Origin of the sequence: Shewanella vesiculosa, assembly GCF_009994065.1 — a bacterium.
GTDB lineage: Bacteria > Pseudomonadota > Gammaproteobacteria > Enterobacterales > Shewanellaceae > Shewanella > Shewanella vesiculosa.
Genome location: NZ_JAACSD010000015.1, coordinates 29170 through 43324, shown reverse-complemented (window position 1 = coordinate 43324; position 14155 = coordinate 29170). Strand labels below are relative to the sequence as shown.

Here is a 14155-nt window from a genome sequence, read left to right as displayed (position 1 = left end):
ATAAAAATAAGGAAATTGACATGAAGCTCTATGGTTATTGGCGCTCAAGTGCGGCTTATCGGGTTCGTATAGCATTAAACTTAAAGCAGTTATCCGCAGAACATATTTCGGTGCATTTAGTTAATAATGGCGGTGAGCAACACAGTGCTAGTTTTCATCAATTAAATCCACAGCATTTAGTGCCAGCCTTTGTTGATAGCGGCGAGCAGGGTGAGCTGACATTGTCGCAATCACTGGCCATTATTGAGTATCTTGAAGATAAGTATCCAGATCATCGTCTACTGCCAAGCAATATTGAAGATCGTGCCATTGTACGTAGTATGGCTCAGGCCATTGCGTGTGAAATTCACCCTTTAGACAATTTGCGAGTATTACAATATTTAGTCAACGAAATGGGCGTGTCTGAAGCCGATAAAATGCGTTGGTATCATCATTGGATCCATGTTGGTTTTGCTGCGCTGGAAGTGCAACTAGGCCAATATTCTGGACGCTTCTGTTTTGGGGATACGCCTTCGCTGGCTGATATTTGTTTGATCCCCCAAGTGTATAATGCCAAACGCTTTAACTTAGAGCTGGCCGCGTACCCCAATATTGTCAGGATTTGGCATGAGTGCCAGCAATTAAGTGCATTTGCTGACGCTGCACCAGAGCAGCAGCATGACGCCAGCTAAAGAACCCTGTGTGAGTAATGAGTTGCAACGACTAGGGGCTGATGCGTTACAGGCGCAGTTATCGACATGGTTGCAACAAGATGCTCAGCGTCTAAATGCCTTGCAAGTATGCTGTGAAGTGTTAAATCACTTCAATATTGGCGATTGGTATATTGCTGCCGGCTTTGTACGTAATTTGGTATGGGATAAATTACATCATATTAGGTCACAAGCATTAAATGATATCGACGTGATTTACTGGTGTGATAGTGATGTATCTGTAGAGCGTGATCGCTCGATTGAAGCCAAACTAAGGCTGCAAGCCGATTTGCCATGGTCAGTGAAAAATCAAGCCAGAATGCATCTCAGAAATAACGATCCTGCTTATTTATCATGTCTTGACGCCATGTCTTATTGGCCTGAAAAACAGACAGCAGTCGGGGTTAAGTTAGTTAATACCAGTCCTGCTGTCGCTGCCCATATTAATCAAAAAATGCCTTTTACAGGCTCTAATTCTGCAACAGTATTGGCCCATGACTACGAGATTAAAGTGGACGCTGTTTTTGGATTAGCCTGTCTTTTTTCTCTGAGTTTACATGCTAATCCTAAACGCGACATCAGTGTGTTTAAATCTAGAGTCATTCAAAAGAAATGGCTACTCCAGTACCCTAAATTAACCATGATTACTGAGCCATTTCTAAGCTCTAAATAATGCTCTTTGTGACCTCTCATATTTTCTCAATATGCGCTTAACAGTCTGATTTACTCAGTTTGATATGTGATCTAAATCAAGCTAACTCAATTAAGTTGTTATCTCTAAAGGGGTATTATGCTTTTGTTGATCTATGTCAATGTTACTCATAGATTACTTATGTAGGTTGTTGGCAAATGTTGAGGATGCACTCAACTGCATCTAGTTGTCATTGCCAAGGAGTGTTAAAAATGAATAAGAAAATTACCCTAAGTTTAGTTGCCGTGTCTTTATTATCTGCCGGCCTGTCATTTAGTGCTGCGGCCCATCAAGCTGGAGATATTATTGTCCGTGCCGGTGTGGCGATGGTTGCTCCAAATGAGTCAAGCCCAGTAGTGGCAAATGTTGCTGAATTTAGTGTTGATAATGATGTTCAGCTAGGGCTAAACTTTGGTTATATGTTAACTGATAATGTCGGTATTGAATTACTTGCGGCATCGCCTTTTAGCCACGATGTTTCACTGGGCGCATTAGGTAAAATTGCAGACTCAAAGCAGTTACCGCCAACACTAGTAGCACAATACTACTTTGGTGATTCACAGTCAGCTTTACGTCCATATGTGGGTTTAGGCGTTAACTTTACTAATTTCTATGACAATGAATTTACTCAAGATGCGAAAGATCTTGGCTTAGAAAATTTAAGCTTATCGAATTCTTGGGGACTTGCGGCTCAAGTTGGTCTTGATTATCAAATTGACAAAAAATGGTTAGTTAACGCGTCAGTTTGGTATGCACAAATTTCTACTGATGTGAGCTTTGATATGGGTGCCGATCATGTTGTGGTTGATACCGATATTGACCCTTGGGTTTACATGGTCAGCGTGGGTTATACGTTTTAAGTCGTTCAAGTTACTTAGAATACCTCTGCGATAATGGCAGTGATAACGAAACAGGAACCTAAGGGTTCCTGTTTTTGTTGGTGTTGTTTATTAAGATTTTTTACGCGGTTTCCAATGGCGGGTGTTGTAAATATATTCAGGTAATAAGCGATTAATCCACGCCACAAAGCGCCAGCGTTTAGTGACATACACTCGGCGTTTACCTTTTTTAAGGGCGGTTAATATTTGTTTGGCGACCTTGTCTATCGGCGACAATAAAAAGCGCGTATTGAGAAACATCGCTTTATCATATAAGCCAAGCTGGATATCACTAATCGTAATAGGTAATTTTAATCGTTGTGCATGCATGCACAAACCTTGCAGATAATTAGCGGCAAACGCTTTAGAGGCATGATAAGCCACATTTGGACCACCACGTTGGCCCGCTATTGAGTTAATTGCCGCCAGTTGTCCATAACCTTGTTGACACATCAACTTAAACACACAGTTACTGATGGCGGCAAATCCTCTGACATTGATATCAACAATATCTTGTTCAATCGGCCAAGGTAGTGCCGCGTCGTAATGATTCACACCCGTATTGACGATCACTAGATGAGCACCATTGTGCAGCTCCCATGCAGAAGTGAGTTGCTTAATTAAGGTTTCAGGCTCAAAAATACTTAACGGGTAAACGCTCACTTCCCCTGGTAAGGTTCGACAAAAATCGGTTAATACATCAGGATCTGGCACAAAAAGCACTAGGGATACATTTTGTTCCGATAACTGTCGTGCAAGCGCTTGGCTTAATTGCGAAGTCGCCCCAATAATCATTGCCGTTGCGGTAGGCGTGGTTGTTAACATAGTCAGCATCATCGTAATGTGGTGTCTTATAATAGGAATATCGGCTATTGATAACAAGCGAGAAAATATTTCAACTAAAGACGTGTAGACTTCTAGACATCCTTGTGTATGATGAAAGCGACTAACAATGAGTGGTCAGTTAGATGACAATAATGGGCTGTCAAAGCGTATCCATCGCCTTAGCGCTAAGTAAGACATTATTTTCAATGATAATGTGCTGACAGTCCTGAGAATATCTAGGTGTTATTTTAGGCGAATATTTATGGTGATTTTGTGATCTTAAGCGGTGACTCACCCACGGCTAAATACGCTTATCACCTCGGCATGCTCTATCTGTGGCAGTGATAGTGCGATATGGTCGATATGACAAATTCATCATTATGGCTAAATACACAAGATAATTTATTTTCTTCACACAAAAGGTAATCAGTATGCCGGTTAGAATTCCAGATAACCTGCCAGCAGCAGGTATTTTAGAGTCAGAAAATATCTTTGTGATGTCTGAAACCCGTGCGGCTAATCAGGACATTCGTCCAATGCGGGTATTAATCTTGAATTTAATGCCCAATAAAATTGAAACTGAAACCCAGCTATTGCGCTTATTGGGTAATACGCCATTACAAGTCGGGGTTGATTTATTACGCATCCATGATAAAGAGTCAAAGCACACTTCTGTGGATCACATGAATACTTTTTATCGTGATTTTGAAGAGATCAAGCACAACAATTACGATGGCTTGATTATTACTGGCGCGCCTTTAGGCCAAATTGACTTTAAAGATGTGGTCTATTGGGACCATATTCGCGAGATCATTGATTGGTCTCAGCAACATGTGACATCAGTATTATTTCTGTGCTGGGCTGCTCATGCGGGTTTCTATCATCTTTACAATTTAGAACGTAAGTTATTGGCCACTAAACGTTCGGGGGTGTTTAATCATCGTCGCACCAGCGATCCACATCCATTATTGAGGGGTTTTGATGATGAATTTTTTGCGCCACATTCTCGCTTCGCCGAAATGGATATTGAACAAGTTCGCCAACATCCTGATTTAGACGTGTTGGCAGAGTCTGATGACGCTGGAGCCTATATTGTTCTCAGTCGCGATAATCGAAATGTGTTTGTTATGGGTCATCCTGAGTATCAAAAAGATACCTTGAATGACGAGTATGTGCGCGATAAAGGCCTAGATCTTAATCCTGATATTCCACAAAATTATTATCGTCAAGACGATCCAAACCAAGATCCTATCGTGCGTTGGCATAGTCATGGCAGTTTATTGATCAGCAATTGGCTTAATTATTATGTCTATCAGTTAACGCCTTATGATCTGTCCGACATGAACGCCAAAACGCCATGGGAAAGTAAAAAATAATCACTTATTATTCAATTTTATAGGCGTTTATTTTGTTGCGTTGAGGTGACTTTTATTAAGGCTATTACGCGATAACGTGAAATAGCCTTTTTTGTTTATCTACTCTCCTGAATGTCACTATTCTGATGTATTGCTATCAGCCGCTAAAACGCGATTAATCACTAAAATTTGTCGTCAATTATTAGCATTCATAGCACAATTGTTCATGCTGGGGCCACTTCATAGACTAAAGTGTAATCCAATTTTCCACAGTAAGACCTCCTGATAATAACTAATTTATAAACAGTTAGTTAGCTACCATTTTTAGTGTTTTTTTATCCAGTGTAAATCTTCGATGACAACGCCATGAGATTAACATCACCTTTTAGACCATTTTTTACTTGCTTTACGTTAGCGTCAACGTCAAAGTGGTGTGATATTATTTTCAATAATTTTTAAAGCGCAGTGAATTGGAGTGGTTATGAGTACAGAGCAAACAGGTCAAGATATCGTTATTGTTGCCGCGAAGCGTACACCAATGGGTGGGTTTCAAGGTGCATTGTCTGAGGTCGCGTCGCCAGTGTTAGCGGCCACGGCGATTAAAGGCCTTTTAGCCCAAACGGGGATCAGTGCCGATAGCGTAGATGAAGTGCTAATGGGCTGTGTGTTGCCTGCAGGTCTTGGCCAAGCACCAGCTCGTCAAGCCACATTAGGTGCCGGTTTACCTCTAAGTGTTGGTGCCACAACAGTGAATAAAGTCTGTGGTTCAGGTATGAAAACCGTCATGTTAGCTCACGATTTAATTAAAGCCGGCAGCAGCCAAGTGGTCGTAGCTGGCGGCATGGAAAACATGAGCAGAGCGCCATATTTACTCGACAAAGCTCGAAGCGGAATGCGTATGGGGCACGGTAAAGTAATGGACCATATGTTTTTAGATGGCCTTGAAGATGCCTACACTGGTGGCGCTATGGGCACGTTTGCACAAAAAACGGCCGACGATTTTGGTTTAACCCGTGAACAAATGGATGCTTTCGCATTGTCATCACTGGAAAAAGCCAATGCAGCGATTCAGTCGGGAGCGTTTAAAGATGAAGTGGTATCTGTCACCGTAAGTGCTCGCGGTGGTGATATCAGTGTTGATATCGATGAACAGCCTGGAAACGCTCGTCCTGAAAAAATCCCCAGCTTACGTCCTGCTTTTACTAAAGACGGCACCATTACTGCGGCTAATTCAAGTTCAATATCAGATGGCGCTGCGGCACTGATGTTAATGACCCGTGAGAAAGCCACTCAGTTAGGTCTAACCGTTATGGCGACCATTAAAGGCCATACGACTCACTCGCAAGAACCATCAATGTTTACCACAGCTCCCGTTGGCGCGATGCAAAAACTGTTCGAAAAAGTGCAGTGGAGTAAAGATGACGTTGATTTATATGAAATTAACGAAGCATTTGCCATGGTAACCATGCTTGCTGTGTCTGAACTTGGTTTAGATAACAGCAAAGTCAATGTTAACGGCGGTGCTTGTGCATTAGGTCATCCAATTGGTTGTTCTGGCGCTCGTTTATTAGTGACATTGATTTATGCCTTAAAAGCCCGTGGTCTTAAGCGCGGCGTGGCATCACTATGTATTGGTGGTGGTGAAGCCACCGCGATGGCGATAGAAGTGGAATAAAGCCACACTCGCTAAGTTCAATAAGACCACTGCGCAGGTAAATGTACATCCAGCCACTCAATGAGTGAGACTGACAAACATAATAAACGGCATTACCTGTGCAATAACTCAATACGAGTGATGTTACTCACTCATAGATGTTCAAGGATCGAGGAAAACCACATGACTACACAAGTTAAGCATTATATTGATGGCGAATTCACCTTTGGTAGCGGCGATCGCAATATTGATGTGACTAACCCTGCTAACAACAGCGTTATCGCAAAAATAAACTGCGCGACTACCGCCGAAGTCGAGCTGGCTATTCACAGTGCTAAAGAAGCGTTTAAAACTTGGAAAGAAGTTCCCGTGTCTGAACGTGCTCGGGTTATGTTGCGTTACCAACATTTGCTCAAAGAGCATCATGACGAATTAGCGACAATTTTAGCGCAAGAAACCGGTAAAACCTTTGAAGATGCTAAAGGTGATGTATGGCGCGGGATTGAAGTTGCTGAACATGCTTGTGGTGTTGCGTCGTTAATGATGGGTGAAACGGTAGAAAACGTTGCTCGTAATATCGATACGTATAGCTACACGCAACCATTAGGTGTGTGTGCCGGTATTACTCCGTTTAACTTCCCTGCGATGATCCCATTATGGATGTTCCCGTTATCAATTGCTTGCGGTAATACCTTTATTTTAAAACCGTCTGAACAAGATCCCATGACGCCACAACGTTTAGTGGAGTTATTTGTTGAAGCGGGCGCACCAAAAGGCGTGTTACAACTTATCCATGGTGACAAAACTGCGGTTGATATTTTACTACGAGACCCAGCCATTAAAGCGATTTCGTTTGTGGGGTCTGTGGGTGTGGGCCAATACATTTATAAAACCGGCACTGATAACCTCAAACGGGTACAAGCGTTTGCAGGGGCAAAAAACCATTGTGTGATCATGCCTGATGCGAACAAGCAACAAGTGATCAATAACATGGTCGGAGCCTCGGTTGGCGCTGCGGGTCAGCGTTGTATGGCCATTTCAGTAGCCATTTTTGTCGGTAAAGCCAAAGAGTGGATCCCTGAATTAAAAGAAGCGTTAGCTAAGGTTCGTCCTGGTTTATGGGATGACAAAGATGCTGCTTACGGCCCTGTTATCAGCCCTGCGGCAAAAGAGCGTGTCCTAAAACTGATTGCTCAAGGCAAAGCAGAAGGTGCTGATTGCTTACTCGATGGAACCGATTTCACTGTTGCAGGTTATGAGTCTGGTAACTGGGTTGGCCCAACCATGTTCACCAATGTCACCACCGACATGAGCATTTACAAAGAAGAGATTTTTGGTCCAGTACTGTGTTGTATGGAAGCGGATAACTTAGACGATGCTATCGAACTGGTTAACAACAGCCCTTATGGTAACGGTACCTCAATCTTTACCGCATCAGGCGGCGCAGCGCGTAAATATCAACATGAAATAGAAGTTGGCCAAGTAGGGATTAACGTTCCTATTCCTGTGCCACTACCTTTCTTCTCGTTTACAGGTTGGAAAGGCAGTTTCTATGGCGATCAACACGCATATGGTAAGCAAGCTGTACGTTTTTGCACTGAAACCAAAACCATTACCACACGCTGGTTTGATGCAGAAGCGGTTAGCGGTCCTAACATGAGTATTGACCTCAAATAAGCTCATTGGCCGCGGTATGATAAAACCTATCGCGGTTATTTTTATCTGCTAATACAACAAGACCATTTTGACTCGCACCATCGGATGGTGATGTCGCAAGCCCAAACATCACCATTTAATGACTAAGTAGCTCAAGCTGCAGGTGGGCAAAATATCAAATGACCCGAGAGTCATCCAAGATAATATAAGGACTCCAGTATGGATTTTAATTTAAATGAAGATCAGCGTCAGTTTGCTGATTTAGCCCGTCAATTCGCAGCAGAAGAGCTGGCGCCATTTGCCGCCAAATGGGACGAAGAACATCATTTTCCTAAAGACGTGATTCAAAAAGCCGGTGAGCTGGGTTTTTGTTCACTTTACTCGCCAGAATCAGAAGGAGGTATGGGCCTGTCTCGGTTAGATTCTTCAATTATTTTTGAAGAATTAGCCCATGGCTGCACAACAACCACAGCAATGCTAACCATCCATAATATGGCCACTTGGATGGTCACTACCTGGGGCACTGAAACCTTACGCCAACAGTGGTCAGAAGGCTTAACCACAGGGCAGTTATTGGCATCATATTGCTTAACTGAGCCAGGAGCAGGCAGCGACGCTGCTTCATTGCAAACTAAAGCCGTGCGTGATGGTGACGATTACGTGATCACAGGTTCGAAAGTCTTTATTTCTGGAGCGGGTGAAACTGAGCTTTTAGTGGTGATGTGCCGTACCGGTGAAGCTGGCCCTAAAGGGGTTTCTGCCATTGCAGTACCGGCCGATGCCGCAGGCGTTACTTACGGAAAAGCGGAAGATAAAATGGGCTGGAACGCCCAACCGACGAGAATGATCAGCTTCGAAAATGTGCGCGTCCCAGCGGTTAACTTACTTGGCGAAGAAGGCCAAGGTTTTACCTTTGCCATGAAAGGTTTAGATGGCGGACGAATTAATATCGCCACCTGTTCAATTGGCACTGCACAAGCGGCCTTAACGCGCGCGACCGAATATATGAATGAGCGTAAACAGTTTGGTAAGCCATTAGCGGCTTTTCAAGCACTACAGTTCAAATTAGCGGATATGGCAACAGAGTTAGTCGCTGCACGTCAAATGGTGCGTTTAGCGGCATTTAAACTCGACACTCAAGACCCTGAAGCCAGCGCATATTGTGCCATGGCAAAACGCTTTGCCACCGATGTGGGCTTTCAAGTGTGCGACAGTGCGCTGCAAATTCATGGTGGTTACGGATACATTCGTGAATATCCATTAGAGCGTCATTTCCGCGATGTACGTGTGCACCAAATTTTAGAGGGCACTAACGAGATCATGCGGTTAATCATTGCTCGTCGTTTGTTAGCCAGCGATGCACATCCTATCCTGTAACGGGTGGCTCACTGCTGACTGATCCACAACTGAATGATCCATAAATGATTACTAACATAAGGACATAAGGTTATGACTGCTCAAACCAATATACTGGAACACATCATTGGTCACACGGCTATTTTGACGTTGAACAACCCGCCAGCCAATACCTGGACAGCTGACAGTTTACAAACGTTGAAACAGATCGTGCTTTCATTAAATCAACGCAAGGATGTTTACGCGCTTGTTATCACTGGCCAAGGTGATAGGTTTTTTTCTGCTGGTGCCGATTTAAATTTATTTGCCGACGGTGATAAAGAAAATGCCGCTAACATGGCCAAACACTTTGGCGAAGCCTTTGAAACTTTAAGTGCGTTTCGCGGTGTATCAATCGCGGCCATTAATGGCTATGCCATGGGTGGCGGCTTAGAAGTCGCATTAGCGTGTGACTTACGTATTGCTGAAACCCAAGTGAAAATGGCGCTACCAGAAGCCACTGTGGGTTTATTACCTTGTGCCGGTGGCACCCAAAACTTAACCGCACTAGTGGGCGAGGGCTGGGCGAAACGGATGATTTTATGCGGTGAACGGATTGATGCAGCCACAGCTGAAAAAATTGGTTTAATTGAAGAAGTGGTTGAACAAGGCCAAGCCCTCGATGCTGCAGTCGCATTAGCCGCTAAAGTGGCTAAACAGTCTCCTGGCAGTGTCAGTGCATGTAAAACGCTGATAAATGCTGGGCGTACAATGCCAAGAGTTGAGGCATTACCGCTTGAACGTGAATTGTTTGTTGACCTGTTTGGCAGTGAAGATCAAGCTGAAGGTGTGAACGCCTTTTTACAAAAACGCGCCGCAAATTGGAAGAACAGCTAATGACTCAAGAGGTAATATTTCAAACGTTAGGCACACTATCTGGCCAATCTATTGGCGTAGTGACCCTGAATATCGAAAAAGCGCTTAATGCATTAACGCTTAAAATGGTTGCAGCGATGCAAAACCAGCTCACGCGCTGGAAAAACGATGACAGTATTGCTTGCGTGGTTATCAAAGGCGCTGGCGACAAGGCTTTTTGCGCTGGCGGTGATGTTCGTGCGATTTATCATGCATCTATCGCTAATCCCAATAACATCACCGATGAAGCCTGTGAATTTTTTACCCAAGAATACCAATTGGATTACTTACTGCATCAATTTGGTAAGCCTGTGCTGGTATGGGGCGACGGCATTGTCATGGGCGGCGGATTAGGACTCATGGCTGGTGGTAGTCATCGCATTGTGACTGAGCGCAGTCGTATTGCGATGCCAGAAGTCACCATTGGTTTATATCCCGATGTCGGTGGCAGTTACTTTTTAAATCGTATGCCAGGAAAAACAGGCTTATTTCTAGGCTTAACGGCTTACAACATGAACGCCTCAGACGCCTTGTACGTTAACTTGGGTAACTATTACTTAACCAGCGATGAAAGACAGCCGCTGTTTGATGCTATGGCCGAAGTAACGTGGAGCCAAGATAACGATACAAATCATCAGCTATTGAGCAACTTGCTTTCTGGTATGACACAGCCGCATCTAGCGTCGCTTACAACCAGTCATTTACAACAATTTCAAAGTCAAATCGATTTATTAATGGCAGGTGACATTCTGGATGTTCATCACCAATTATCGACGCTAGATACTGAGCTTGATTGGCTAAAACGCGCGCAGAAAACAGCATTGGCGGGGAGTCCGATCAGCTGGCATCTGATCTTTTCTCAAGCGGCATTAGGTTCAGCGCTGAGCTTAGCCGAATGCTTCAAGTGGGAACTGGGTGTTAGCGTTAATTGTTGCTCTATGGGAGATTTTTGTGAAGGTGTAAGGGCGTTACTGATTGATAAAGATCGCAACCCTCAATGGCTGTTTACCGATGTTGAAGCGGTTGAACCGAGTAAAATAGCCCAACTTGTCACATCTCCCTGGGCCGCAGATAAGCACCCATTAGCAGACTTTTTATAAAAGGATAATCAACATGGCAACAGTAGCATTTATTGGTTTAGGCAATATGGGTGGCCCAATGGCGGCCAACTTAGTTAAGGCGGGTATGACAGTCACAGTGTTTGACTTAAACCCGGCCGCAGTCACAGCGTTAACTGATCAAGGTGCATTAAGCGCTAAAACCGCCTGTGGCGCAGCAGCCGCTGCCGATTTTGTGATAACCATGCTTCCCGCGGGCAAACATGTGCGCAGCTTATATTTAGGTGACGATGACAATAAAGGCCTGCTTGATGTTGTGTCAAAGCATGCACTATTAATTGATTGTTCTACCATAGATGCTGATAGTGCCCGTCTAGTGGGAGCTAAAGCTTGCGAAAAAGGCATAGAGTTTATTGATGCGCCCGTTTCTGGCGGCACAGCAGGCGCAGCCGCCGGCAGTTTGACCTTTATTTGTGGTGGTAGTGACTCAGCTTATCAACAAGCGCAAACCGTACTGACCGTTATGGGCGGCAATATTTTTCACGCTGGTGCTGTGGGTGCTGGGCAAATTGCCAAGATTTGTAACAACATGCTGTTATCTGTGTTGATGGTCGGTACTAGCGAGTCATTACAATTAGGTTTGGATAATGGTTTAGATCCTAAAGTGCTATCTGATATCATGAAAGTCAGCAGTGGCGGTAACTGGACTCTCGAAAAGTATAATCCATGCCCAGATGTGATGGAAAATGTACCGTCGTCGAAAGATTATCAAGGCGGCTTTATGGTCGATTTGATGGTAAAAGATTTAGGCTTGTCGCAAGAAGCGGCAGTCGCGTCTAACTCAAGCACACCGATGGGATCTTTGGCTCGCAGTTTATATGTTAATCATGCTCGTCAAGGCAATGGCCGTCGCGATTTTTCAAGTATTTTTGAACAGTTTTCAAAGAAAAAATAAAGGATTCAGTTGATGGAATTAAAAGATAAGGTTGTCGTCATTACTGGCGGAGCAGGTGGATTAGGTCTGGCAATGGCGCAAAATTTGGCTGCACAAGGGGCTAAATTGGCACTTATCGATGTCGACCAAAGCAAACTTGAACAGGCTTGTGCTGATTTAGGTTCAATCACTGAAGTGCAAGGTTACGCCTTAGACATTACTGATGAAGAAGACGTCGTTTCTGGGTTTAAATTTATTGTTGAAGATTTTGGCCAAGTGAATGTGTTAATCAACAATGCAGGTATTTTACGTGACGGCTTAATGGTTAAAGCGAAAGACGGCAAAGTCGTTGATCGCATGTCATATCAACAATTTCAGTCCGTCATTAACGTCAATTTAACAGGTACTTTTTTGTGTGGTCGTGAAGCCGCTGCAGCCATGATTGAGACTGGTCAAGCTGGGGTTATCATTAATATTTCTAGCTTAGCTAAATCCGGTAACATGGGGCAGTCTAATTACTCGGCCTCTAAAGCTGGCGTTGCAGCTATGTCTGTCGGCTGGGCCAAAGAGTTAGCGCGCTACAATATTCGCAGCGCCGCGGTTGCGCCTGGTGTTATCGCCACTGAAATGACCGCAGCAATGAAGCCTGAAGCATTAGAACGCCTTGAGCAAATGGTACCCGTCGGTCGTTTAGGCCAACCGGAAGAAATTGCTTCTACAGTGCGTTTTATCATTGAAAATGATTACGTCAACGGCCGAGTATTTGAAATTGATGGCGGTATTCGTTTATAAGCCGGTAGTATTTCGCTTAATCAGTTTGTTATGATGCCGTCACGCCGAGTGAATACCATGTGTATTATCTCGGCGTGACTTTTTTACTTTTTAAGGATTAATTACGTGGCCAAATTAGAATACCTGCTTAAAAAAATCATGTTAATAGTGGGGATCTTCGGCGTCATTATTATTTACGGCGGCTTTTTATATTTACAATTCTCAGGTCGCTCGACAGCTGCGTTACCTTGGTTTTTACTTATCTCTCCGTGGATCTGTGTTTATTTTGGCTTAACTCACGTTCAACAAGTCGGGGTAATACAATGGTTTGTGCAAAAGTTTACCTTTAAGAAAAAAGCATAGTCGCCTGTCTATGTCTGTTCTATTAGCATATTTATCGACGCTTTCTGTGGCCTTGTATACCCTAGTGGCTCTGGTCGCATTTGCAGCTAATTCGGTATTGTGCCGTATGGCATTATCAGTTCAGCAAACCACGCCATTAATTGATCCAAGCAGTTTTACCGCTATTCGTTTAACTGCAGGGGCGTTGGTGTTGTGGCTATTAATGTCATTGCGAACCCGTCGCCTCCACACCAATACAAGTGACGTTAATACAAGTGACGTTAATAAAAGTGACGTTAATAAAAGTGCTGCCAATAAAACCAAGGCAGCAATATCAGCGAGTCACGGCAGCTTTCTCGCTGCGGGATTACTGTTCATTTATGCGGTCACTTTTTCATACGCTTACGTGCTTCTTGATACCGCAACTGGCGCATTAATTTTATTTGCTGCAGTACAAATGAGTATGATGCTGATGAGTTATATTCAAGGCCAGCGGTTAACCTTACTCGAGGTTATTGGCGCCTCATTGGCATTTGCAGGTTTTGGATATTTAGTTTTACCGGGCGTCAGCGCTCCTTCAATCATAGGCCTAATATTAATGGCCCTCAGTGGCTGTGCTTGGGGTGGCTACACGTTATTGGGTAAACAGTCGCGCAAACCACTGTTTGATACCGGCTATAATTTTATTCGCACCTTGCCGTTAGTTGCGGCAATGATAGGTGTAGTCTGTTTAGTGCCATTGTTTAGCGTTGTTGAACCCATGAATCACCTTATCTTGTCGCCCGCAGGCATTTTATTGGCCGTATTGTCAGGTGGGCTGGCATCTGGCGTCGGCTACGCATTATGGTATCAAGCTTTACGTGGGTTAACAGCAACACATGCCGCAGTATTACAACTGACCGTTCCTGTCATCGCCGCCTTTGGCGGGGTACTATTTTTAGATGAAGTGATCAGTATTCATCTTAGTATTTCCGCCAGTATCATTTTTTTAGGCATAGGCTTAGTTATTTTAGCTAAACCTAAATCCGTCACAATAAATAAACTAACGTAAT

14 protein-coding genes are annotated in these 14155 nt (G+C 43.8%); 13 read left to right on the top strand and 1 reads right to left on the bottom strand.

The window, feature by feature from the left end; all coding sequences use genetic code 11:
* Positions 1-20 precede the first annotated feature (20 nt).
* From maiA to ompW, 3 genes are all read left to right on the top strand, one after another.
* The gene (gene maiA, locus GW828_RS15690; protein ID WP_182721893.1) at positions 21-671 is read left to right on the top strand and encodes a maleylacetoacetate isomerase; all 651 of its coding nucleotides are present in this window, start codon (positions 21-23) and stop codon (positions 669-671) included.
* Positions 672-681: 10 nt separating this feature from the next.
* On the top strand, positions 682-1362 hold the full coding sequence (locus tag GW828_RS15685; RefSeq protein WP_273058766.1) for a nucleotidyltransferase family protein: 681 nt from the start codon (positions 682-684) through the stop codon (positions 1360-1362).
* Between the two features lie 230 nt (positions 1363-1592).
* On the top strand, positions 1593-2240 hold the full coding sequence (ompW, locus tag GW828_RS15680) for an outer membrane protein OmpW (protein WP_124016219.1): 648 nt from the start codon (positions 1593-1595) through the stop codon (positions 2238-2240).
* A gap of 90 nt (positions 2241-2330) precedes the next feature.
* Here ompW and GW828_RS15675 read toward each other — a convergent pair whose 3' ends face one another.
* Entirely contained in the window at positions 2331-3083 is a 753-nt protein-coding gene (locus GW828_RS15675; RefSeq protein WP_273058763.1) for an SDR family NAD(P)-dependent oxidoreductase, read from the bottom strand.
* A gap of 431 nt (positions 3084-3514) precedes the next feature.
* Here GW828_RS15675 and metA point away from each other — a divergent pair, with 431 nt between their 5' ends.
* The 10 genes from metA (at position 3515) to GW828_RS15625 (ending at position 14154) form a co-directional block, all read left to right on the top strand.
* Positions 3515-4459, top strand: coding sequence for a homoserine O-acetyltransferase MetA (gene metA, locus GW828_RS15670; RefSeq protein WP_182698857.1), 945 nt, complete (start codon positions 3515-3517; stop codon positions 4457-4459).
* 460 nt (positions 4460-4919) lie between these two features.
* On the top strand, positions 4920-6113 hold the full coding sequence (locus tag GW828_RS15665) for a thiolase family protein (RefSeq protein ID WP_124016216.1): 1194 nt from the start codon (positions 4920-4922) through the stop codon (positions 6111-6113).
* Between the two features lie 162 nt (positions 6114-6275).
* The gene (locus GW828_RS15660) at positions 6276-7769 is read left to right on the top strand and encodes a CoA-acylating methylmalonate-semialdehyde dehydrogenase (protein WP_182741029.1); all 1494 of its coding nucleotides are present in this window, start codon (positions 6276-6278) and stop codon (positions 7767-7769) included.
* Between the two features lie 198 nt (positions 7770-7967).
* Positions 7968-9125: an acyl-CoA dehydrogenase family protein gene (locus GW828_RS15655; protein WP_182698854.1), complete on the top strand. Its 1158-nt coding sequence runs from the start codon at positions 7968-7970 to the stop codon at positions 9123-9125.
* Between the two features lie 72 nt (positions 9126-9197).
* Entirely contained in the window at positions 9198-9980 is a 783-nt protein-coding gene (locus GW828_RS15650) for an enoyl-CoA hydratase (RefSeq protein WP_182721890.1), read from the top strand.
* The gene (locus GW828_RS15645) at positions 9980-11098 is read left to right on the top strand and encodes an enoyl-CoA hydratase/isomerase family protein (RefSeq protein ID WP_273058758.1); all 1119 of its coding nucleotides are present in this window, start codon (positions 9980-9982) and stop codon (positions 11096-11098) included. The genes GW828_RS15650 and GW828_RS15645 overlap by 1 nt, the downstream gene beginning before the upstream one ends.
* 13 nt (positions 11099-11111) lie before the next feature.
* On the top strand, positions 11112-12011 hold the full coding sequence (gene mmsB, locus GW828_RS15640; RefSeq protein WP_182757036.1) for a 3-hydroxyisobutyrate dehydrogenase: 900 nt from the start codon (positions 11112-11114) through the stop codon (positions 12009-12011).
* 12 nt (positions 12012-12023) lie between these two features.
* A complete protein-coding gene (locus GW828_RS15635) occupies positions 12024-12782 on the top strand; it encodes an SDR family oxidoreductase (protein WP_124016210.1) in 759 nt (252 codons plus the stop codon).
* 138 nt (positions 12783-12920) lie between these two features.
* On the top strand, positions 12921-13124 hold the full coding sequence (locus GW828_RS15630) for a hypothetical protein (protein WP_124016276.1): 204 nt from the start codon (positions 12921-12923) through the stop codon (positions 13122-13124).
* Positions 13125-13134: 10 nt separating this feature from the next.
* Positions 13135-14154, top strand: a complete 1020-nt coding sequence (locus GW828_RS15625) for a DMT family transporter (protein ID WP_273058755.1) — start codon at positions 13135-13137, stop codon at positions 14152-14154.
* Position 14155: the final 1 nt, after the last annotated feature.

What these genes read in the sequence shown, in the direction of transcription:
- GW828_RS15645 (WP_273058758.1), top strand. Translation starts at nt 9,980, where the DNA reads ATGACTCAAGAGGTAATATTTCAAACGTTAGGCACACTATCTGGCCAA.
- GW828_RS15650 (WP_182721890.1), top strand. Translation starts at nt 9,198, where the DNA reads ATGACTGCTCAAACCAATATACTGGAACACATCATTGGTCACACGGCT.
- GW828_RS15665 (WP_124016216.1), top strand. Translation starts at nt 4,920, where the DNA reads ATGAGTACAGAGCAAACAGGTCAAGATATCGTTATTGTTGCCGCGAAG.
- GW828_RS15660 (WP_182741029.1), top strand. Translation starts at nt 6,276, where the DNA reads ATGACTACACAAGTTAAGCATTATATTGATGGCGAATTCACCTTTGGT.
- GW828_RS15655 (WP_182698854.1), top strand. Translation starts at nt 7,968, where the DNA reads ATGGATTTTAATTTAAATGAAGATCAGCGTCAGTTTGCTGATTTAGCC.
- maiA (WP_182721893.1), top strand. Translation starts at nt 21, where the DNA reads ATGAAGCTCTATGGTTATTGGCGCTCAAGTGCGGCTTATCGGGTTCGT.
- GW828_RS15635 (WP_124016210.1), top strand. Translation starts at nt 12,024, where the DNA reads ATGGAATTAAAAGATAAGGTTGTCGTCATTACTGGCGGAGCAGGTGGA.
- mmsB (WP_182757036.1), top strand. Translation starts at nt 11,112, where the DNA reads ATGGCAACAGTAGCATTTATTGGTTTAGGCAATATGGGTGGCCCAATG.
- GW828_RS15625 (WP_273058755.1), top strand. Translation starts at nt 13,135, where the DNA reads ATGTCTGTTCTATTAGCATATTTATCGACGCTTTCTGTGGCCTTGTAT.
- GW828_RS15675 (WP_273058763.1), bottom strand. Translation starts at nt 3,083, where the DNA reads ATGTTAACAACCACGCCTACCGCAACGGCAATGATTATTGGGGCGACT.
- GW828_RS15630 (WP_124016276.1), top strand. Translation starts at nt 12,921, where the DNA reads ATGTTAATAGTGGGGATCTTCGGCGTCATTATTATTTACGGCGGCTTT.
- ompW (WP_124016219.1), top strand. Translation starts at nt 1,593, where the DNA reads ATGAATAAGAAAATTACCCTAAGTTTAGTTGCCGTGTCTTTATTATCT.
- metA (WP_182698857.1), top strand. Translation starts at nt 3,515, where the DNA reads ATGCCGGTTAGAATTCCAGATAACCTGCCAGCAGCAGGTATTTTAGAG.